Annotated in this window: 12 protein-coding genes; 11 read left to right on the forward strand and 1 reads right to left on the reverse strand. The window is 64.0% G+C overall.

Annotated features, from left to right (window positions below; translation table 11 throughout):
- Positions 1-27 precede the first annotated feature (27 nt).
- The 5 genes from GOC52_RS05190 (at position 28) to GOC52_RS05250 (ending at position 15,874) form a co-directional block, all read left to right on the forward strand.
- Positions 28-1,422, forward strand: a complete 1,395-nt coding sequence (locus GOC52_RS05190) for an HlyD family type I secretion periplasmic adaptor subunit (protein ID WP_029550716.1) — start codon at positions 28-30, stop codon at positions 1,420-1,422.
- The gene (locus GOC52_RS05195) at positions 1,419-2,039 is read left to right on the forward strand and encodes a hypothetical protein (protein ID WP_049413466.1); all 621 of its coding nucleotides are present in this window, start codon (positions 1,419-1,421) and stop codon (positions 2,037-2,039) included. The genes GOC52_RS05190 and GOC52_RS05195 overlap by 4 nt, the downstream gene beginning before the upstream one ends.
- Positions 2,032-14,568: a cadherin domain-containing protein gene (locus GOC52_RS20820; RefSeq protein WP_274600462.1), complete on the forward strand. Its 12,537-nt coding sequence runs from the start codon at positions 2,032-2,034 to the stop codon at positions 14,566-14,568. The genes GOC52_RS05195 and GOC52_RS20820 overlap by 8 nt, the downstream gene beginning before the upstream one ends.
- On the forward strand, positions 14,565-15,113 hold the full coding sequence (locus tag GOC52_RS05245; protein WP_019337072.1) for a toxin-activating lysine-acyltransferase: 549 nt from the start codon (positions 14,565-14,567) through the stop codon (positions 15,111-15,113). Before GOC52_RS20820 ends, GOC52_RS05245 begins: the two co-directional genes overlap by 4 nt.
- Before the next feature lie 191 nt (positions 15,114-15,304).
- Positions 15,305-15,874 carry a single-stranded DNA-binding protein gene (locus GOC52_RS05250; RefSeq protein ID WP_043396898.1) on the forward strand — a complete coding sequence of 190 codons (570 nt, stop codon included), beginning with the start codon at positions 15,305-15,307 and terminating at the stop codon, positions 15,872-15,874.
- Between the two features lie 123 nt (positions 15,875-15,997).
- Here the strand turns inward: GOC52_RS05250 and GOC52_RS05255 are convergent, their stop codons facing one another.
- Positions 15,998-16,951 carry a LysR family transcriptional regulator gene (locus tag GOC52_RS05255; protein ID WP_224329103.1) on the reverse strand — a complete coding sequence of 318 codons (954 nt, stop codon included), beginning with the start codon at positions 16,949-16,951 and terminating at the stop codon, positions 15,998-16,000.
- Positions 16,952-17,008: 57 nt separating this feature from the next.
- On the opposite strand from GOC52_RS05255, the gene GOC52_RS05260 reads away from it, so the two are divergent.
- The 6 genes from GOC52_RS05260 (at position 17,009) to GOC52_RS05285 (ending at position 22,277) form a co-directional block, all read left to right on the forward strand.
- On the forward strand, positions 17,009-17,335 hold the full coding sequence (locus GOC52_RS05260; protein WP_019337070.1) for a nuclear transport factor 2 family protein: 327 nt from the start codon (positions 17,009-17,011) through the stop codon (positions 17,333-17,335).
- Complete coding sequence (locus GOC52_RS05265) at positions 17,332-18,114, forward strand: SDR family oxidoreductase (protein WP_143994017.1); 783 nt, start codon at positions 17,332-17,334, stop codon at positions 18,112-18,114. Before GOC52_RS05260 ends, GOC52_RS05265 begins: the two co-directional genes overlap by 4 nt.
- 211 nt (positions 18,115-18,325) lie before the next feature.
- Positions 18,326-19,231 (forward strand): hydroxypyruvate isomerase family protein, encoded by a 906-nt coding sequence (locus GOC52_RS05270; RefSeq protein WP_143994018.1) that lies wholly within the window; start codon positions 18,326-18,328, stop codon positions 19,229-19,231.
- Between the two features lie 27 nt (positions 19,232-19,258).
- A complete protein-coding gene (locus GOC52_RS05275; RefSeq protein ID WP_191850817.1) occupies positions 19,259-20,944 on the forward strand; it encodes a GMC oxidoreductase in 1,686 nt (561 codons plus the stop codon).
- Positions 20,944-21,519, forward strand: coding sequence for a gluconate 2-dehydrogenase subunit 3 family protein (locus GOC52_RS05280; RefSeq protein WP_010483485.1), 576 nt, complete (start codon positions 20,944-20,946; stop codon positions 21,517-21,519). Before GOC52_RS05275 ends, GOC52_RS05280 begins: the two co-directional genes overlap by 1 nt.
- Positions 21,519-22,277: a 3-keto-disaccharide hydrolase gene (locus tag GOC52_RS05285; RefSeq protein ID WP_191850819.1), complete on the forward strand. Its 759-nt coding sequence runs from the start codon at positions 21,519-21,521 to the stop codon at positions 22,275-22,277. The genes GOC52_RS05280 and GOC52_RS05285 overlap by 1 nt, the downstream gene beginning before the upstream one ends.
- The last annotated feature ends 5 nt before the right edge of the window (positions 22,278-22,282 follow it).

Consider the following 22,282-nt stretch of genomic DNA (forward strand, 5'->3'; position numbering starts at 1 on the left):
CCGCGCGCCCAGCCAAGGACAGCACGCATGTTGAAAGGACTGAGGCATCATTTGGGCATCCTGCGCGAGAGCCTGCGCGCGGAGCGTGCGCAGCAGGACCCACGCAGTTCGGCCGCGCCGGACTTCCTGCCGGCGGCGCTGGAGATCCTGGAAAAGCCCCCGAACCCGATCGGCCGTACCGTTCTCTGGCTGCTGATCGCCTTTCTGGCCATTGCATTGATCTGGTCGTGCCTTGGCCGCCTGGACATGGTCGCCGTGGCCGAAGGCAAGGTGATTCCGCGTGGCAATGTGAAGGTGATCCAGGCTGCGGACCAGGGCGTGGTCCGTGCAATCCATGTGGTCGAAGGGCAGTCAGTGAAGGCCGGCACACCGCTGCTCGAACTGGATCCGACGGTCAGCCATGCCGAAGTCGAGCAGGCGCGCCAGGCGTTGCTGACCGCGCAGATCGATGTGGCACGGGCGCAGGCCGTGGTTGACCACGTTGCCGGCCGGGCCGGTCGCTTCATCGCACCGGAGGGGGCACCTGACAGTATTGTTGCCGTCCAGCAGGCACTCGTCGCCGCCAAGCAGCGCGAGTTCGATTCCACCGTGGGCGGCTTGCAGCAGGAGCGCAGCCAGCGCGATGGCGAGCACGGCATGATCCTGGCCGAGATCGCCAAGCTGGAAGAGCAGCTGCCGCTGGCTACCGACCAGTTGAACAAGCTGGAGGAGCTGAGCCGCGACAACTACGTGCCGCGACTGCAGGTGGCCGAAGTGAAAGAGCGTGTTGTCGGCATGCGCCAGGACCTGGCTATTCGCCGTGAAGAGCAGCGCAAAGCGACCGCCGCGCAACTGGCGGCCAGCCAGCAGATGAGCAAGAGCCGCAGCGAGTTCGCACGTGAAGCACTGGATGCGCTGACTGAGGCGGAAGCGGCGCGCGCACTGCGTGGCGAAGAATTGAAGAAGGCCCATGACAAGGCTGGGCACACGGTATTGCGCGCACCCGTGAATGGCGTCGTGCAGCAACTACAGGTGCACACCATCGGTGGTGTGGTGAAGCCGGCCGATGCGCTGATGGTGCTGGTGCCGCATGACGGCGAGCTGGTGGTCGATGCGATGCTACCCAATCGCGATGCCGGCTTCGTCCGGGAAGGGCAGCCGGTGGAGGTGAAGCTGGAGGCCTATCCGTTCACCCGCTACGGCGTGGTGGATGGCGTGGTCGAGACTGTGGGCCGCGATGCGGTACAGACCGAGAAGGAAGGGTTGCGCTATCCGGCCCGCGTGCGCCTGCTGCAGCCCTGGATCGAAGTGGATGGCCGGCGTCGCGCGCTGGCGCCGGGCCTTGCCGCAACGGCGGAAATCAAGACCGGTGATCGCCGCATCATTGAATACCTGCTGTCGCCGCTGTCCAGGCGCGTGCAGGAAGCGGGGAGGGAGCGATGAACCTGGTCAAAGGCTTGAGGCAGATGTTCACTCGGGAAGCGGGCGGCTTCCTGCTTGGAATGATCCTGATCGTGCCTGCCAATGCCATGGCCGCCGAGATCACCAAGCGCAAGCCGGCACCCTCTGGAGATATCAGTGCCGACCTTCTCTCCCAGCGGATTGTCAGCCTGCTGTCCGAGCAGCGGGCAGTACCCGGATTCAAGGGGATCTCGAGCTCGAGCTGGAATCGTCTTTCCGCTCGCCCCATGGCGCCCTCGCCTTACCGCACTGGTGTGTTGCGGATAGACGCCAAGGTTCGCGAAGGCTGGAACTACTGGATTGAATCCAGAGAGCGCCCCAATGGCGGGAACGTCGTTGCGTTCTACGTAGTGGGGGAGCAAGGCCGCCGGGTACCAGGGTACTGCACCTTCTCTTTCGCGGAGTTTGCCGATCGGCTGAGAAGAAACGGCTTTGATCACACGCGTCCCCAGGTGCCGCCAGGCTCTCCTCGCATACATTTTTTTTCTCGACCACATCTGCCCGTGGTCGTGATCACTTACGTCCCCACTGGATCCGTCAGCGGCGAATCCTGTGTGGAGAGCATCCAGGTCGAACCATCGGAGCAGGGAAATGGCTGAATTCAATTCGCAGTTGAAGTCGATTCTCGATATTCTCAGGGCGCGAGGTGGCGAATCGCTGCGCGCCGCGAATCTGATTCAGAGAGCACTGGAGGGCTCCCCGCAGCTCATCCTGCAGTTCAATCGCGCGGCGCTTCAAGGGAAGCTGAAGGCGATTGAACTTCTTCCGGAGAGTGCCAGCGAGGGCGGGCATCTCGACGACGGGGTCATGCGGCTGTCAAGGAACGCGCTTTCCAGAGGCGTTGGCACGGCAGTGATGGACAACCTGAGATCCACGCTAGGTCATGAGATCGGGCATGGCTTGTTCAGTGGTGCTGTCGATGCTGCTTCCGGGAATTTCTCGAATGTAGTGATCAATCTGTCGCAGTTCCGTGATTCGGATCGCAACTACACCATAGCGATCAAGAACTATGTGCTTGCAGCACGTGCCAACGAGGCCGTCGCAACAATCAACGGGTGGAATGCCGTCCGCAATGAAATGGTTGCCAGCAATGGGGGCAAGCCAATTGATCGCCAGGCGCTGTTGGAACGCATGTACTTTGTGCGCCCGGACTGCGTAACAAGGTTGCCCAGCGGGCTTTACGAAACTGCCCCCGGGATCGTGCTTGATCAGAATCTCGTTCTGCAACAGACAGCGGCCAACATCGAAGCGGTGGCCGTATGCTACTTCGATGATCCACGTTCAAAGCTCGGCCCGAACGCCAATCTGAGCTATCACGAGTACTACACGCTCGGAGCGATCAACAGGATTCTGTATTACGAATCCGAGTATCGCCGCATCTTGGGGGCCGGAAAGCCCAATGCGCTGACCATCGATTTTGCAGCACTCGGAGTGGACAGAGCAAAGCTGGAGGCATCGGGCTTCTATTTCACCGGGAACAGTGAAACCCTGGGAATCTCGGATGGTCCGAACAACTGGACGACCATCACGCGCAAGGGCTCAGCGACACCCGGCTGGAACTCCCCGTATGCATTGAGTTGGCTGTTCAATGCCGACGATGGGCTCTTGCAGAAGATTGCCTTGGCGGGTGGGCTCGGCGGAGCCATCGGCGGCGCCGTTTCTTCGGCACTGCGTATCAAGGATCCTGCATGGCGGGTGCTGAGTTCCACCATCCTGACAACCGTCGGTGAGAATCTGGCAGAGGCCATCCAAGCCGGCGGTGTGTCTGTAACGCTTCCGTCGGGAGTGGTCCAGAACGTCCTTGACGACCTTCCGGAAGAGTTCCAGGCCAACCTGCGCAGTGCAGGTGTGGGTGCGATCTCCTCCTACCTGGCCGCAGAGCTGATCAGCTCGCTTGGTATTGAAGGAACGCTTGGCGAACTGGGGCAAACCGTCGCGTCGGCGGCGATCGCGCAGATCATCCAGAACGCGGCAGCGATTTCCAATGGCGCGAACATCAGCCTGTTCAATGGCATCAAATCCGCCCAGCTGTTCAATGCGGTGGGGGCTTATGTCGGCGCGCGCATCGGTGCCAGCCTGGTAGAGTTCGATACCATCGGTGGCCAGATCGGTGCGCAGGTGGGATCGGCCATTGGTGCTTATGTCGGTGCATCTGCGGCGACGACATGGGCTGCAGCGGGCAGTAAAGTGGGTGGGGCGGCATACGGCGCGATCGGTGCGGCAGTCGGCGCATTGGTCGGCTACATCCTGGGAGGACTGATCGGCTCGTTCTTCTCAAGTGGAAAGCCGCGGTCGTGGGCCACGGTCAGCTGGGAAGAGACATCGGAGAGTTTCGTCATCAGCGGAGTGCGGTCACGCTCCGGTGGCTCCAAGGCCGGTGCGAAGATCCTCGCCAGTGCCGTGGCGGAGAATCTCAATGCTGTGCTGAAATTGTCCGGAAGCCGGGTAGCCTCTGGTAGCTCTGTCGATGGGGGCACCTTTGGCGCGTATGGAAAGGAGTATCGATACTGGTCGGCGGCTCCCGTCGCGTTCTCCAGCGCGGAAGAGCTGATCGGATACGGATCGGCACTGGCACTGACCAATCTTGCCGGGAAGATGATCGGCGGCGACATCCATATCAAGCGCGCCCTCGTGCAACACCTGGGGATGCTGCCGTCTTCGCGTGAGTTCAACGTGACGTCTCTGGTCGGGGATCTTGCGATGGCGGCCGACTACGGGCGCTATCTGATGGACCCCTTCCAGATCAACGCGCTCATTGCCGGCGCTCCGGAAAGCGGACTGGCAGCACAATGGGCTATCACATTTGCGCGTGCCACAGAACTTGGGTTGAACAAGCGTGCATCGACTGACTGGGTAGGCGGATTTGCGGCATGGATGGATCAGTTGCCCGATGGGGAGCTGAATGGCGTAGGCCTGAATGCGGCGAACGTCGTTGCATCGCTTGACAGTTCGAGTGGACGGAAGTTCCTGTTCATGGGATGGAGCGGCGAGGAGCTCCTCTCTATTGGCGACACCATCGTCACCGCAGACAAGGATCGCATCCTCGGTGGCACCGGCAACGATAGCATCATCGTCAATGGTGCAACGCTGTCCAGCACCACTGGCCTGCTGATCAACGGCAAGGCCGCCCCGGCCACCCATCGCATCGGCATCGCTGCGGTCATCGATGCCGGTGCCGGCGACGATCTGGTCCGTGGCGGGGATCTCGGCAACGATCTGCTCGGCGGCAGTGGGAACGACACCCTTGTGGGTGGCCTGCTCGATGACTGGCTGTTTGGCGGTGACGGCAACGATGTGCTGTTCGCCGGCAATGTCACCAATGTGAACTTCGCCATCGGTGATGCCAGCGCACAGGCGTTGGCGATCGCTGCGCGTGGTGGCAATGGCAACTACCTCGACGGCGGTGCCGGCGACGATCGCCTGTATGGCGGCACCGGTTCGGACTGGCTGGAAGGCGGCGCTGGCAACGACCTGCTGGCGGGTGGCGAGGGTGGCGACATCATCGCCGGTGGCGCCGGCGATGATCGGGGGGGCAATGGCGAAGCGCGCCTGTTCGGTGGGGGCGGCGCGGACCAGTACCTGTTCCGGCTCGGTGACGGCCGCGATGTGGTCTACGACGAAGAGGGGGCGGGGGCCATCCGCGGCAGCGGCGACAGCTTGAATGACCGCCTCGCGAAGATCGCCAATGGACAGCTGGCGCGCAACTGGGCTGGTGGCGGCGATTACGAGGTCAACGGCTCGGTGAAGGGGGGGGAGGACGCGATCGTGTTCGGCACCGGCCTGTCGCTGCAGAACATCCAGATGCGTCGCTCCTCGGCCAGCGGTGCCGGCAACGACCTGATCATTGCCCTGGTCAGCTATGACGCCGCCGGCAACGCGATCCTCACCGGCGACGAGCTGACCATCAAGGACTGGTTCGAATCTTCGCATCGCGTGGAGTGGCTGCGGTTTGCCGATGGCGAGGACATCCGCATCGGCGATATGACCTCGTACATCATCGGCACCGGTGGCTCGGATGTGATCCTGGGTACCTACGGTGCGGACTTCCTGTATGGCGGGGCTGGCAACGACGAGATCCGCGGCCTGGCCGGCAATGACTTCGGCAATGGTGGCTCGGGCGACGATTTCGTTGCTGGCGATGGCGACCAGGACTGGGTGATGGGCGGCTCCGGCAACGATCAGGTGCTGGGCGGCGCGGGCAACGACACGGTGTTTGGCGATGATGGCAATGACCGTGTGTATGGTGGTACGGGTTCGGACCTCGTGGTCGGCGGCCGTGGCAACGACGAAGTGGTGGGCGGTGAAGGCGATGACGTCTTCCGCTACCAGCGCGGCGATGGCGACGACATTGTCATGGACGACTATGTCGACAACTGGGATCTGGTCTGGGAGAAGGGCGCCTACGTCAACGGCTATGTGCGTAATGCCGATGGCACCGTCAGCAAGGACGGCGTGGTCTATTTCGACGGTTCCACCTGGATCAGCCACAACGACTGGAACGACGAGGCGCAGGTGCTGCGCCGGCACAAGGGCGCGCTCAATGGCCTGATAGCGCGCAACGCGGGTGTTGATTCGCTGGAATTTGGCGTTGGCATCGATATCCAGGATGTGATGTTGCAGCGCGATGGCAATGACCTGCGCCTGGTGATCGGTCGCGATGGTGAGAAGGAGCGCCTCTCGGCGTCCAGTGACCGGATCACTATCAGGGACTGGTACGCACTCGGCGGATCGATCGAGAACATGGTGTTTGCCGCGACCGGCCGCCATGCGCTCACCGACATGACCCTGCTTGGGGGTGGCGATGGCAACGACACGATCGTCGGTACGGCTGGCAAGGACTGGTTGACCGGCAACGGTGGCGATGACGTTATCGACGGCGGTGCGGGCAACGACCTGCTGATGGGCAATGAGGGCGACGATACGCTGCGTGGCAGTGCGGGTGACGACATCCTGTACGGCGGCCAGGGTGACGATCTGTTGCACGGCGGTGCCGGCGCGGACACCCTGTTCGGTGGCGGTGGCGTGGACATCGCCTCTTACGCGGGAAGTGCGGCGGTGCGCGTTTACCTGGAAGGCACGTTCGCCAATACCGGCGACGCCAAGGGCGATGCCTACAGCAGCATCGAAGGCATCGAGGGCGGCGCCGGCGCCGACCGCCTCGGCGGCAGCATAGGCGCAGATGTGCTGCGTGGTGGCGGTGGCGCGGATGCGTTGTACGGCGGTGAGGGCGACGATGCCTATGAGTACAACATCGGCGACGGTAGTGATGTCATCTATGAAGGCGCATTCTATCTTGATGAGGTGATGTCCAGCTCAGGGACGTTGGGATCAGCCTACACGGCGTCTTGGGAGTATCTGGGCATTGGCGAGACAACGGTGGGCAACAAGCATCAGTATCGGTTGACGGTCAAGGAGATCGGATCCGGCACTGTTGTCTACCAGAGCGTGGACAAGGTGGACTTCCTGTTTGACGCCCCAGTGGCGAACGCGCCAGCCTCCACCACGTGGCCATCGGCGCAGGGGCAGTTCCGTTCGTCGACCTGGCGAAACGGGCCAAATGGGCAACAGATCGTACGCGAAGTGTTCCAGGCCATCGACGGGGGCCAGGATACGCTGGTACTGGGAGCAGGGCTCAGCCTCTCCAATCTTCGGTTGGCGCTGAGCGGGACGACGCTCCAGGTGGATGTCTTCGCCGCACAGAACGGTACGATCAAGCTCGCCAATCACACGAATGCCCAACGTCGCGTCGAGTTCATGCAGTTGAAGGACGGACTGGTGCTGGATCTGCGCCAGTTCCGCCAGCTTTCCCAAGGCGGTAGCGCGAGTGACGATGTATTGTTCGGGTCCGATGGCGCGGACACGCTTACGGGTCTTGCAGGTCACGACGTGCTGGCGGGTGGAGATGGCAATGACACGCTGCGGGGCGGCGACGGCGACGACACGCTGGAGGGCGGTGCCGGTGCCGATATCCTCGACGGTGGCAGCGACCGCATCAGCCTCGGCCAGGCGGCGGTGGCGGGTGAAGCCTATGGCGATACGGTCCGCTATGTGACGTCCACCGCGTCGCTGGTGCTGGATTTGGCCGCGGGCACGCTGTCGGGCGGGCATGCCGATGGCGATACCCTGGTCGCAGTCAACGGCGTCAGCACGCTGGAGAACGTGGTGGGCAGCGACGGCTTCGCCGATACCATCAGTGGTGATTCGCGGGCCAATCGCCTGATCGGGCTGGGCGGCAACGACTGGCTGGATGGGCGTGGGGGCGATGACGTGCTCATCGGTGGTGATGGCAACGACACCCTGATGGGCGGCGACGGCAACGATGCGTTGTCCGGCGATGCCGGCGATGACCGACTTGAAGGTGGCGCGGGCAACGATGTGTTGGCCGGTGGCGCGGGTGCTGACGACCTTTACGGTGGGCTGGGCGACGACCAGATCAGCGGCGATGTAGGCAACGACAAGGCCTGGGGCGGCGAAGGCAATGACACCCTGGGGGGGCAGGATGGAGACGACCAGCTCTACGGCGAAGCCGGCAACGATACTCTGGTGGGTGGCGCGGGCGACGACCTGCTGGACGGCGGGACCGGCAACGACACCCTGGCCGGTGAGGCCGGTAACGACCTGCTGCGGGGCGGTGATGGCAATGACACCTACCTGTTCGATCGGGAGGGCGGCAACGACCGGATCGAAGACGCACTGGGCGTCAATCGCATCGTGCTGCAGAACGTGGCCAACCACGAGGTCTGGCTGCAGAAGGTGGGCAACGATCTGCTGGTCAGCGTGATCGGAGGCAGCACCCGGATCACCATCGCGGGCTACTACACCGGCTCCAGTCGGATCACCGAGATCGCGACCGGTGCGGGCTCGCTTTTCCTCGCCCACGCCGAGCCACTGCTCGCGGCAATGGCGGCAGAGTCGGCGTCCGTGCCGGCCGGGATGTCCTCCAGCTTGCAGGGCCTGCTCGGCACCTACTGGCAGAACTCGAACAAGCCGGCACCACTGGTCGAGACGCAGTACCTGGCCACCGATGAGGACGTGCCGCTCAGTGGCAGCGTCAATGCCGTCGACCATGATGGGAACATCACCGGGTACACGGTGATCACCGCACCCGGTATGGGGGCCGTCACGCTCAATGCGGCCACCGGCGCCTGGGTCTACACGCCGGCTGCGGACCGCCACGGCAATGACCGTTTCGTGGTCCGGGTGACCGATGCGGACGGCAATACCGCCGACCAGATCGTCGATCTGGTGGTGCGCTCGGTCAACGACGCGCCCAGCGACATCCTCGCACCCGGCCCGCTGGCCGTGGACGAGAACGCCGCCAACAACCTGTCGCTGGGCCGCTTCGGTCATATCGATCGCGACGGCGCGGAAGATACGGCCACCTTCACCCTGATCAATGATGGCGGCGGGCGCTTCAAGCTCACGGCCGATGGCACGCTCAGCGTTCGTGACGGCACCAAGCTGGACTATGAGACCGCCACCGCGCACACCATCCGGGTACGCGTGACCGACAGTGCCGGCGCGTGGTTCGAGAAGGACTTCAAGATCGACGTCCGCAATGTCAACGAGGCACCGTTCACGCCGACGCGGCCACCGAACACCGCACCCGTACTGGCCGGTGAAAAGACGGGCGCCGGTACGGTGGTAGGCACCTTCGTGATCGGGGACCCCGACAAGACCACGCCGACCCTGCAACTTGTATCCAACCCGGGCGGTCTGCTGGAGGTGGTGGGTAACCAGGTACGCGTGCGTGCGGGCGTTGCAATCGACTTCGAGGCGCTGGCCGCCGCCCAAGGCGCGACCTTGGTCGATCTGGATGGCGACGGCATCAAGGAGGTGCTGCTGACCGCCAGCGTGAGGGCGTACGACGGCAGCCTGGCATCTGCTTCGACGCTCAGCTTCACCTATGCCATCGAAGACGAGAACGAAGCGCCGACGGCAGTGATGTTCGCGGCCACCACCACCAGCTTCAGCGAAACCGATCGCGTTCCCACCGGTACCGCGCTGCCGGCGATCCTGCTCGGCACGCTGTCGGCCACCGACCCAGACACCACGGCCGGCAGTGATTTCGCCACGATGGTGTACAGCGTGTCCGACAGCCGCTTCGAGATCATCAACGGCAACCAGCTACGCCTGAAGGCGGGTGCGATCGTTGACTATGAGGCGGGCAGCAACGTCACCGTGACGGTCACCGCGACCGATCGCGGCGGCGCCGGGTTGAGCGTCAGCAAGCAGCTGGTCTTCACCGTGGTCAACCGCGATGACTACCTGTACGGCACTGCCGCTGGCGAAACGCTGGTCGGCCAGGCCAACCGGGATGTGATCCAGGGGCTCGGTGGCAATGACATCATCAACGGCGGCGGTGGCAACGACGACCTGTACGGTGGCGATGGCGATGACAATCTGCGCGGTGAGGCTGGCGACGACAAACTGTGGGGCGAGCTGGGTCGCGACACGCTGTACGGTGGCGCAGGCGTCGACGAACTGCGTGGCGGTGATGGCGATGACAACCTGTATGGCGAAGACGGTGATGATCGTCTGTACGGCGACGCCGGCAATGACATCCTCGATGGCGGTGCCGGCAATGACCTGCTGGAAGGGGGCATCGGCAATGACACGCTGCGCGGTGGCGTCGGCAACGACATCCTGCGCGGTGGTGATGGCGACGATATCCTCGATGGCGGTGCCGGTGCCGACACCCTGTCCGGGGGCGTCGGTGTCGATACGCTGACCTACGCCTCGGCGACGGCGGGCATCGTGCTGAACCTGGCTACCGGAGCACATGGTGGCGCGGCCGCTGGCGATGTGCTGGAAGATGCGTTCGAGCGGGTGATCGGCAGTGGGTTCGACGACGTCATCACTGGTGGCGCGGGGGATGATTACATCGAGGGTGGCGCAGGCAACGACAAGCTCTATGGCGGTGCTGGCAACGACACGCTGTATGGCGGTGATGGTGACGACCTGCTCGATGCGCAGGCCGGCAATGACACCCTGTATGGTGGCGCCGGTAACGACATCCTGATTGGTGGCGATGATAGCGACGTCTACTTGATCGACCGCAACTCCGGTGCCGACGAAATCCGCAACTACGACTCCAGTGGCGACGATATCGACGTCATCGGCTATCGCGACATCAGCCGCAATGACCTGTGGTTCAGCCGTACCGGCGATGACCTGGTGATCTCGGTGATCGGCACCAGCGTGGTGACCACGATCAAGGGCTGGTACACGACCACCAATGCCAATGATCGCGCCAACTACAAGATTGATTTCTTCCTGGCCGGCGAGCACGCCAGCAGCACGATCAATGCAGAGGCACTGGTCGCGCTGATGGCCGGTCGCACCAAGCCGGCCACGGTGGCGGCCTATCAGGCATTGCATGCCGACGGCACGTTCGAGAACCAGTGGCGGCACTACTGGGATGGCAACGGCCTGCCGTCGATCAGCATCGTGCCGGATCAGTCGATCAACGAGGATGGGCAGGTCGCCCTGCAGTTCACCGTCGGTGATGACCTGACCCCGGCATCCGGGGTCACCGTACGTGCCGTGGCGGTGGATGCCACTGACCTCACGACGGTGGTGGCCTGGATGAATACTCCGAGCATCACTGCGGGGGCCAACGGCGAGCGTACGGTGACGCTGGTGCCGAAGGGCAACGCCAGCGGACGCGTTGCGATCAAGCTGATCGCAACCGATGCCGGTGGGCTGGTGACCGAGCGCGTGTTCTTCATGAATGTGGCGCCGGTAGTGGACGCGCCGGTGATTACCCGTGCCGTGCAGGTCGGCAAGACGCTTGATGGCGGAACGCTGACGCTGGACGTGCAGGCTGCCCTCACCGACACCGACGGGTCGGAAACGCTGGAGATCCGAATCTCGAACCTGCCGACCGGGCTGACCCTGAACAAGGGCACGAACCTGGGCAACGGCGTGTGGTCGCTGACGCCGGCGCAGCTGGCCGGTCTGGCGCTGGTCGGTCCGGCCACGTGGTCGGCCGACCTGACCGGCACTGCGGCGCTGACGGTGACCGCCATCGCCAAGGAGACCGCGACGGGCAAGACCAGCAGCAAGACGCAGACCCTGTCGGTCACCATCAATGCGCGTCCGACCGACATCACCGTGGACCGTGCGCTGAGCACAGTCGAGTCGACCTCGGATGCACCGGTGGCCAATGGCACCGTGCTGGGCAACTTCGCACGGGTGGATGCGGACAATGACAGCTTCACCTTCAGCCTGACCAACAACGCAGGCGGGCGCTTTGCGATTTCCGCGGCCGGCGTGCTGACGGTGGCCAATGCCAGCCTGCTCGACTACGAGGCCAACACCTCGCACCAGATCGTGGTGCGGGTGACCGACTCGGGAGGGTTGACCCGCGACAAGACGTTCACCGTGGCGGTGACCAACGTTGATGAGGCGCCGGCTACGCCGACCGTCTCCAGCCAACCGGTGGCAATCGCCGCCGAGAATGCGGCGCTGGGCGGCGTTGTGATCGCCAACCTTGCCTCCAGTGGCGGCAATGGCAGCTACAGCTATGTGCTGGAGGGCGACGCGCGCGGCTGGTTCACCCTGGTCGGCAACCAGCTGAAGTTCCGTGATGGCCTGGCCCTGGATTTCGAAGCGCTGAAGGCTGCTGGAATGGCCGTGAGTGACGCTGATGGCGATGGCCGCCAGGAGGTGGTGTACTCGGTGTCGGTGAAGGCTGTGTCGGGTGGGTTGACCTCGGCGGGGGCGCGCACCATCACCGTGCGCCTTGAAGACGTCAACGATACGCCGCATGGCATCACCGTTGATCGCACGCTGAGCATCGCGGAAAACACTGCCAACGGCGCCGAGGTCGGTAAGTTCAGTGGCCAGGACCAGGACGTGACCGACGGCCTGACCTTCACCCTGGTCAACAATGCTGGCGGCCGCTTTGCCATCACCGCGGCTGGTGTACTGAGCGTCGCCAATGGTGGGCTACTGGACTACGAGGCCGCCACTTCGCATGCAATCACGGTGAGGGTGACCGACACCCACGGCGCGACCCGCGACCAGGTGTTCCAAGTGGGCGTGTCCAACGTCAACGAAGCGCCACGAACGCCTGACGTCGTGCAGCACGTGGCGCTCACCTCCGAGAACACCGGCGTGTCCGGGCAGGTGGTGGCCACGCTGTCCTCGTCTGATCCGGACGGGACCGCGCCCTCGTACCAGATCATCAACGATCCGTTTGCCTGGTTCGCCATTTCCGGCAACCAGCTCAAGTACAACGTCAGCAGCTTCGATTTCGAAGCGGTTGCACCGTACCTGCAGCTGATCGACGGCGACGGCGATGGCCAGCTGGAGGCGTACTACAACGTCACCGTTCGTGCGACGGATGGAGCGCTGGTGTCGGGCAATCGCGAGATCACGGTACGCATCGAAGACGTCAACGAGGCACCGACGACCTGGGGCCAGAGCCTGACGCTGGCCGAATCGGCGCCGGGGGCGGGGCAGACCGTGTTCCAGTTCACCAACTGGTCCGACCCGGACAGCCAGTGGTACAACCGCGACCACCGGTTTGCCATCACCGGTGGTGCCAGCAACCTGTTCGGCATCAACGCCACCACGGGTCAGATCGCGCTGCACGGGCAGCTGGATTATGAGACCGCGCAGAGCCACCAGATCCAGGTGACGGTCACCGATCGTGGTGGCCTTTCCAGCAGCACCTGGGTGACGATCAATGTGCAGAACGTCAATGAGCGGCCGACGGTCGTCCAGACGCAGGACAGCAACTACGTGTACGTGCTCTGGGGAAGTGACCAGGAGGACATCTTCAGCCGTCTGGTGATCACCAGCGCGGTGGAACTGGTGAGTACTACTGGCCAGTACTGGGACACCTATACCAACGAGACATCGTTCTTTGACTATGGGACCACGGCGAAGGCCATTTCCGGTGATGGTTTCCTGAACGGTTACTACTACAACGGCACGCTTGCCACGCGGATCGTGAATCGTGGAAACCGGCGTCAGGTGAACGACGGAAACTGGGGCGATCCGCGCGGAAGCGGCGCGGGCTACTACCAGGAGACCTACTACGACACCTACTATGAAATCGTCATCCAGAGCGTGGACAGCGCTGGCCTCTGGAGTGATCCGCTGAAGTTTGTCGTCAACGAGTTCGGCGCTCGCCTCGGCCCTGTGGTTCTCGATCTGGACGGCGACGGCGTGGAGACCGTGGGCTGGGCACAGAGCGCCACGCGCTTTGACATGGACGGTGATGGCGTGCGTGATCTGACCGGTTGGGTCGGGCCGCACGACGGTCTACTGGTGCTCGACCGCAATCGCAACGGCACGATCGATTCCGGCGCCGAGATCTCGTTCACGGCCGATCTTGCAGGCGCCCATTCCGACCTTGAGGGACTGGCCGCCTACGACAGCAACGGCGACCGCCGCCTGGATGCCAATGACGCCCGCTTCAGGGAGTTCCAGGTCTGGCGCGATGCCAACCGCGATGGCATCAGCCAGGCGGGTGAGCTGCTGACGTTGCAGCAGGCCGGCGTGGCGTCGATCAACCTTGATGCGCGCCGTACCGGGCAGATGCCGGGTACGTCGGTGGACAACACCACCTATGCCAACGGTCAGTACATCCGTATCGATGGCACCCAGGCGGCCCTGTCGGACATGTTCTTCGCTTTCGGCGAGCGCAATCAGGAGGGCGACGATGACGGCCTGAACCTGAATGCTGGCTCCGGAAAGGGCGGGCGTGACCTGGGTAGCGGTGATGCCGCCTCCGGACGCGTCAACCGCCGTGGCGGGGATCCACGCTTCACGCCTGCAACTGACCTGCCGCAGGCCCCGGTGGCACAAGCCGTGACGGAACTGGGGGATCATTTCGGTGGCGTTGAGCCCACCGCCGCCGAGCGGATGCAGCAATCGGCTCGGTCGGAACAGCGTGCCCCCATCGATGAAAGCATTCCGTCCGGCCCGACAACACAGCGCTCCGCCTTGCATGACAATCTGGCGCTGGCACAGAAGAAGCGGTTCCAGATGATCGAAGCGATGTCCACGTTCGACGCTCAGCCCTATGCCCAGGGCATCAGCACGGCGGCGCGCGATCCGGCCGCCATGGAACTGTTGACCGCCATTCCCGACTATAGGATTTCCCGTTCATGATCACGTCCACGACCGCCACCGCCGCCTCCGACGGGGCGCCGCGCACCGTTGCCGAGGCCCTCGGCCAGATCGTCTGGCTGCTTTCACAGTCGCCGCTGCACCGTGAGATGCAGTTGAAGGACCTCGAATGGTCATTCATGCCGCCGCTGCTGAAGGAGCAGTTCCGGGTGTTCCGTTTCGGCACACTACCGCCGCTGCCGGGCATGCAGGAAGCCGGTGCGGCCTTCGCCGGGGTGACCCAGCAGGCACTGGAACAGTTGCCGCTTGGCGTTGCAATCTGGGCCAGTCTTTCAGAGGAGGCCGAGCGCAAGCTGGAAGTCGGCGAGCGGCTGGAACTGGACGACTGGAACAGCGGCGATCGCCTGTGGCTGATCGAGTTCATCACCCCCTTCGCCCAGCCCGGCAACGGCCTGGCCGAGGCCATGCTGGGCGATCTGCTGACCGGGCCGTTCGCGGGGCGCAGCCTGTCCATGCACCGGACCGATCCGGCCACCGGCCGGCGTGACAAGGTGACCCTGGGCGGCGTGCCGTCGCAGGCGGCCTGATCCGGTAAGGGTAAACGCCCGCCCCGGCCGCCATGCTGGCGGTCGGGGGAGTAGAGGCAAGCCCGGTGGGCCGGGGCGCGATGATAGAATGCCGGGTTTCTGGCAGTGCCCACCATGGGCGGCCGGGTATCGGCAACTCCGGCTGTGTGCTATGACAGGCACCAGCCCCCGGACAATGGAATCACTTACCTATGGCGCGCGGCATCAACAAAGTCATCCTGGTCGGCAACCTCGGCAACGACCCGGACGTGAAGTACACCCAGAGCGGCATGGCGATCACCCGCATCAGCCTGGCCACCACCAGCGTCCGCAAGGACAAGGATGGCAACCAGCAGGAACGTACCGAATGGCACCGCGTGGTGTTCTTTGGCAAGCTCGGCGAGATCGCCGGCGAGTACCTGCGCAAGGGCAGCTCGGTCTACGTCGAAGGCAGCCTGCGCTACGACAAGTACACCGGCCAGGACGGCGTTGAGAAGTACTCCACCGACATCGTTGCAGATGAAATGCAGATGCTGGGCGGCCGCGGTGAAGGCGGCGGCGGTGGCGGTGGTGGCAACTACGGCGGCGATCGCCCGCAGCGTCAGCAGGCGCCGCGCCAGGAGTACGGTGGCGGTGGCCAGCGTGGCGGCCAGGGCGGTGGCTATGGCAACCAGGGCGGCAACCAGGGCGGCGGTTACGGCAACCAGGGTGGCAACCAGCGCCCGCAGCCGCAGCAGGCTCCGCCGATGGACGACTTCGCTGACGACGATATTCCGTTCTAAGCGCACCTTCGGTGCATCCCGACAAGGGCTCCTGGCATGCCTGCCTGGGGCCCTTGTCGTTTTTGAGGCCCTGCCGGGATCCTGTTGTCCGACGGCCGCCGATGCAGACGTTCCTCGATGTTGTCACCGATTGCCGAACACGCCCTGGTCCAGCAGGCAATCAATGAACGCCCCCAGCAGGGCGGGGCGATGCCGCCTGTTCGGGTAGTAGAGAAAAAGCCCGGGGCGCGAGACCGACCAATCCGCCAGTACCCGCACCAGCAATCCCTGGGCCAGCAGTTCCCCCACGCGATCCTGCTCGAAGTGATAGGCGATTCCAAGGCCGGCCAGTGCCGCCGCAATCCCGACGTCAGCGTGATTGGTGACGACAGGACCGTCCACGGCGACCTCCAGGTGGCGACCTCGCTTCTTGAACTCCCATCGGTACTGCCTGCCGTCACTCTGCAGCCGCCAGTTGATGCAGGCATGGTCCTGCAGTTCCGTTGGAGATCGCGGCGTTCCACGGCGTGCGACGTAATCCGGTGACGCCACGGCGACCATGTTCAGGTCGGGAGTGAGGCGGATGGCCACCATGTCCTTCTCGAGCTGCCCGCCCACGCGGATGCCTGCATCAAACCGCCCACTGACGATGTCGCTGAGCGCGTCGTCGACCACGATGTCGACAACGACATCAGGGTAGGCCTGGTGGAAGCGGGCAAGCCGCGGGGCAATCAGTGTTCTCGCGGCGATGCCCAGCGTATTGATGCGCAGCGTCCCATTCACCCGCCCGGTCGCCTCGCGGGTTTCAGCGACCGCTACGGCCAACTCCTCGAACAGCGGCGCTATGCGCGCGTACAGTCGCCCGCCACTTGCTGATGGCGCGACGCTTCGGGTCGTGCGATTGAGCAGGCGGGTGCCGAGGCGGCCTTCCAGTTGGCGGATGGTCTGGCTCAGCGCCGAGGGCGATACCCCCAGATGTTCCGCAGCCCGCGCGAAGCTCTGGCGTTCCACCACCGCCACGAAAGCCTTCAGTTCAGTGAACTCGGATCCGCGCATTAGGTAGACTTTTCGACATAACCCATTCGGATTATAGGGCATTCACTTAACTGGCCTGCGTGCACATCCTGAGCGCCTCACCACTGCAGGAGCCCAGCAATGAATGCACTGACCCTCCCAGAGCCCATTGCCGCGTACTTCGCGGCCGAGCATGACCCCGAAGCCCTCGGGCGTTGCTTCACCACCCAGGCGATCCTCAAGGACGACGGGCACACGCTCACCGGCGTCAACGCGATCAAGGCCTTCCTGGCCGAGGCATCGGCCAAGTACCGTGCTACCAGCGTGCCATGCGCCATCGCGCGGCAGGAACACTGTCACGTTGTCCGCGCCACTGTCAGCGGCAATTTTCCAGGCAGCCCGATCCTGCTGACCTACCGTTTCGAACTGCAACGAGGCCTGATTGCAGCGCTGGAGATCACTGCATGAGCTTCGATCTTCAACTCGGTGGCCTGCGGGCCGTGGTAACCGGCGGCACGTTGGGTGTGGGGGCTGCGGTGGTCAGGACCCTGGCCGAGGCCGGGGCCCGGGTGATGACGTCTGCGCGCAGCTTGCCGGCACGGCCGGTCGAAGGGGTCGCGTACGTGGCAGCCGATCTGTCGACGGCCGAGGGCACCCGCATCTTCGCCCAGGCCGTTCTGCAGGCGTGGGACGGTGCCGACATCCTGATCAATGTGCTTGGGGGATCAAAGACACCAGGCGGCGGCTTCGCGGCGATCAGTGATGCGCATTGGTTTGCCGAGCTGAACCTCAATCTGATGCCGGCGGTTCGTCTGGATCGCGCCTTGCTGCCGGCCATGCTCGCGCAGCGCGCTGGCGTGATCATCCATGTCAGTTCGATCCAGCGCATGCTGCCTCTGCCGGAGTCCACCACCGCGTACGCCGCGGCCAAAGCGGCACTTACGACGTACAGCAAGTCGCTTTCAAGAGAGGTCACCGCCAAGGGCGTGCGCGTGCTGAGCGTTGCGCCGGGCTGGATCGAGACAGAGGCTTCCCGGGAATTTGCAGAACGGATCGCGGCAGAAGCAGGAACCGATTATGAAGGGGGCAAGAGGCTGGTCATGGACTGGCTTGGGGGGATCCCGGTGGGGCGCCCCGCGGCACCGCAGGAGGTGGCCGATCTGATCACGTTCCTGGCGTCTCCCCGGTCTGCCTCGATTTCCGGAACGGAGTATCGGATCGACGGCGGCACGGTCTCGACCCTGTAGCCAACAGGCGTCGTCCCGCTGCCACCGCCCAGAAAGAAAGCCCCGCTCATGCGGGGCTTTCCTTTGTCCGCGATTCCTGCGGAGTTGTGCCCCGCAGCATCAGCTTTCGTGCACCGCGACTTGCAAACAGACAATTTCCTCCCCTATGGTGCAATCGATTGCATTGCAGTGAATCGTTGCGTTTGATACCGGTTGGGAGGCCGGCAGGTGGATGTCCGTCCATTCGATCAGACCGGCCCCGCCGACGGGGCTCACGCGGCGCGATGCGCTGCGCATCGCAGTTGCCGGCAGCATTGGCCTGGGGGCCGCGACAATCGCGGGCACGCTGCCCGCATCCGCCGCCACCGCGCCGCTCAAAGGCAACCTGAAGCACTCCGTCGCCCGCTGGACCTTCCCGCAGCTGTCCGTCACCCAGCTCTGCGCGACGGTGAAGGACATCGGCTTCGCCGCGATCGACCTGGTCGGCCCGGAAGACTGGCCGACGTTGAAGGCCCATGGTGTGTACAGCTCGATGTGCAACGGCGCGGAGCTGGGCCTGACCAAGGGCTTTGCCGGGCGCCAGTTCCATGACCAGTTGGTGGAGCGCTACACGCGGCACATCGATCTGGTCGCCGATGCCGGCTATCGAAACCTCATCTGCTTTTCCGGCAACCGCAACCGCATGGACCCCGCCGAAGGCATGGCCAATGCCGAAGCTGGCCTCAAGCGCATCCTCGGGCATGCCGAGAAGCGCGGCGTGGTGCTGGTGATGGAGCTGCTCAACTCCAGGGTCGATCACCACGACTACCTGTGTGACCACTCTGCCTGGGGCGTGGAGCTGTGCCAGCGGCTCGGCTCGGACAACTTCGGCCTGCTCTACGACATCTACCACATGCAGATCATGGAAGGCGACATCATCGCCACCATTGGAAAACACCACGCCTGCTTCAAGCATTACCACACCGCAGGCGTGCCAGGCCGGAACGAGATCGGAGACCAGCAGGAGCTCCACTATCCGGCCATCTGTCGCGCGATCCGCGACACCGGTTTCAAGGGGTATCTGGCGCAGGAGTTCACGCCTGCAGCGCCCGATCCCGTTGCCTCATTGCGCGAGGCGATCCGCCTCTGCGACGTCTGAAACGATATCCACCCAGGTGAGAAACCCATGGCAGATAATCACTACGACGCCATTGTTGTTGGCTCGGGAATCAGTGGCGGTTGGGCGGCGAAGGAGCTGACCGAAAAGGGCCTGAAGGTCCTGATGCTGGAACGTGGCCGTAACATCGAGCACGTCAAGGACTACGTCAACGCGATGAAGGAGGCGTGGGACTTCCCGCACCGCAATCGGCCAACGCAGGCGATGAAGGCCGACTTCCCGGTGCTGATGCGCGATTACGGCCTGGCCGAAAATCTGGAAGGAATGTGGGCCAACGAACAGGACTCGCCCTACATCGAGACCAAACGTTTCGACTGGTTCCGTGGCTACCACGTCGGCGGCCGCTCGCTGCTGTGGGGGCGGCAGAGTTATCGCTTCTCCGATCTGGATTTCGAGGCGAACCTCAAGGATGGGATCGCTGCTGACTGGCCGATCCGCTACGCCGACATCGCGCCGTGGTACGACCATGTGGAGAAGTTCGCCGGCATCGCCGGCACGCGCGAAGGACTGGACGTGCTGCCGGACGGTGAGTTCCTGCCGCCGGTTCCCTTGAACATCGTCGAGAAGGATGTGGCCGCGCGTATCAAGAAGGCCTTCGGCGGAACGCGCCATATGATCCACTCGCGCACTGCAAACATCACCCAGCCGATGCCCGAGCAGGGGCGCGTCAACTGCCAGTACCGCAACAAGTGCATCCTGGGCTGTCCCTTCGGTGCCTACTTCTCGACCCAGGCGGCGACGCTGCCAGCGGCGATGAAGACCGGCAACCTGACCTTGCGTCCGTTCTCGATCGTCAAGGAAGTGCTCTATGACAAGGATCGCAAGCGTGCGCGTGGCGTGGAGGTCATCGACGCCGAAACCGGCCAGACCTACCAGTACACCGCCAAGGTGATCTTCCTCAATGCGTCGTCGTTCAACTCGACGTGGCTGCTGATGAATTCGGCGACCGATGTATGGGACGGCGGGCTGGGCTCTTCGTCCGGTGAGTTGGGGCACAACGTGATGGATCATCATTTCGGTGCGGGTGCCTCGGGCCGGGTCGAGGGCTACGAAGACAAGTACTACTTCGGCCGCCGTCCCTGCGGTTTCTACATTCCGCGCTTCCGCAACGTCGCAGCCGACAAGCGTGGCTACCTGCGCGGGTTCGGCTACCAGGGCGGTGCCAGCCGAAACGGCTGGTCGCGCGAGATCGCCGAGCTGAACATCGGCGCCGACCTGAAGGAAGCGCTGACCGTGCCGGGTGACTGGCGCATCGGCATGACCGGGTTCGGTGAAATGCTGCCGCACCACGACAATACAATCCGCCTGGACCACGACCGCAAGGACAAGTGGGGGCTGCCGGTGCTGGCGATGGACGTTGCCATGCGTGCCAACGAACTGGCGATGCGCAAGGACATGGCCGCCGATGCTGCCGAGATGCTGGAGGCGGCCGGCGTCAAGGACGTGAAGATGCACGACAACGACTATGCCCCGGGCAAGGGCATCCACGAGATGGGGACCGCGCGCATGGGACGTGATCGCAAGAGCTCGGTGCTGAACCAGCACAACCAGGTCTGGGATGCTCCCAACGTCTATGTGACCGACGGTGCCTGCATGACCTCCAGCGCCTGCGTGAATCCCTCGCTGACCTACATGGCGCTGACCGTGCGCGCGGCCGACCACGCGGTACGCGAACTGAAAGCGGGGAACCTCTGATGGATCGTCGCGAACTGCTGAAGATGATCGTCGCCGCCACCGGCGCGGCCATGGTTGGATTGCCTGCGCTTGTGCAGGGGCAGGCACCGGCGGGCGCCACGAAGATCCATTTCTCCGATGCCGATGTCGGCACGCTGGACGAGATCGCCGAGACCATCCTGCCGCGGACCCGGACACCTGGCGCGAAGGACGCCGGTGCCGGGTTGTTCATGGCGACATTCGTCAGCGATTGCTACACCGCCCGGCAGCAGGCGGCGTTTCGCGCCGGCCTGGCCGACATCGACAAACGCGCAGGTGGCCGCTTCGTATCGCTCACACCGGAAGCCCGCACCGGGTTGCTGCGAACGCTGGACGCTGAAGCGAAGGCACGCCCTGCCGACGTGACCGAGACCGGCACACCAGAAGAGGGCGAGGCGATGCCGCACTACTTCACGATGCTCAAGCAGTTGGCCATCTTCGGCTTCTTCACCTCCAAGGTCGGCGCGACAGGGGTGCTGCAGTACGTCGCGGTGCCGGGTCGTTACGACGGCGACCTTGCCTATGTTCCCGGCACGCCGGCGTGGGGAACCAGCTGATGGACGATATTCTGATGATCCGCTCTCTGTTGATGGCCACCGGCCTGCTGGCCGCAGTACCTGCCTACGCGCAGAACGGTGCCGACGCTGCGCGTGACCCGAAGAAGACCGAGGTGTGGACGCCGGTGCCTGCAGTCGTGGAAACGCCCGCGGGCAAAGCGCCGTCCGACGCCATCGTGCTGTTCGATGGCAAGGACGCCTCGGCGTGGGAGGCAGAGCAGGGCGGGCGCGTGCCCTGGACCGTCGCCGATGGCGCGATGACCGTGGTGCCGGGCAGCAAAGGCATCCGCACCCGACAGCGCTTCTGCGATGTCCAGCTGCATGTCGAATGGCGTACCCCCACCGAGACGAAGGGCTTCGACGGCCAGAACCGCGGCAACAGCGGTATCTTCCTGCAGGAACTGTATGAACTGCAGGTGCTCGACAGTTACAACAACCCGACGTATGCCAACGGCCAGGCGGGTTCGATCTACAAGCAGGCCATGCCACGGGTGAACGCCTCGCGTGCACCGGGCCAGTGGCAGATTTACGACATCATCTGGAAGGCGCCGCGGTTCTCGCAGGGCGGCGGCCTGACGTCGCCCGCGCGCATCACCGTGCTGCATAACGGCGTGCTGGTCCAGGACGACACCGTGCTGGCAGGCAAGACCGAGTACATCGGTGCGCCTTCGTACGCGCCCCATGCGTGCGCGCCGCTCTATCTGCAGGAGCATGACGCCAAGGTCAGCTACCGCAACATCTGGGTGCGCGAACTGTAGCGCCC

This window comes from Stenotrophomonas sp. SXG-1, from assembly GCF_014083965.1.
Classification (GTDB): domain Bacteria; phylum Pseudomonadota; class Gammaproteobacteria; order Xanthomonadales; family Xanthomonadaceae; genus Stenotrophomonas; species Stenotrophomonas geniculata.

Coding starts and splice junctions, on each gene's coding strand:
- GOC52_RS05190 (WP_029550716.1), top strand. CDS start 28: ATGTTGAAAGGACTGAGGCATCATTTGGGCATCCTGCGCGAGAGCCTG.
- GOC52_RS05195 (WP_049413466.1), top strand. CDS start 1,419: ATGAACCTGGTCAAAGGCTTGAGGCAGATGTTCACTCGGGAAGCGGGC.
- GOC52_RS20820 (WP_274600462.1), top strand. CDS start 2,032: ATGGCTGAATTCAATTCGCAGTTGAAGTCGATTCTCGATATTCTCAGG.
- GOC52_RS05245 (WP_019337072.1), top strand. CDS start 14,565: ATGATCACGTCCACGACCGCCACCGCCGCCTCCGACGGGGCGCCGCGC.
- GOC52_RS05250 (WP_043396898.1), top strand. CDS start 15,305: ATGGCGCGCGGCATCAACAAAGTCATCCTGGTCGGCAACCTCGGCAAC.
- GOC52_RS05255 (WP_224329103.1), bottom strand. CDS start 16,951: ATGCCCTATAATCCGAATGGGTTATGTCGAAAAGTCTACCTAATGCGC.
- GOC52_RS05260 (WP_019337070.1), top strand. CDS start 17,009: ATGAATGCACTGACCCTCCCAGAGCCCATTGCCGCGTACTTCGCGGCC.
- GOC52_RS05265 (WP_143994017.1), top strand. CDS start 17,332: ATGAGCTTCGATCTTCAACTCGGTGGCCTGCGGGCCGTGGTAACCGGC.
- GOC52_RS05270 (WP_143994018.1), top strand. CDS start 18,326: ATGTCCGTCCATTCGATCAGACCGGCCCCGCCGACGGGGCTCACGCGG.
- GOC52_RS05275 (WP_191850817.1), top strand. CDS start 19,259: ATGGCAGATAATCACTACGACGCCATTGTTGTTGGCTCGGGAATCAGT.
- GOC52_RS05280 (WP_010483485.1), top strand. CDS start 20,944: ATGGATCGTCGCGAACTGCTGAAGATGATCGTCGCCGCCACCGGCGCG.
- GOC52_RS05285 (WP_191850819.1), top strand. CDS start 21,519: ATGGACGATATTCTGATGATCCGCTCTCTGTTGATGGCCACCGGCCTG.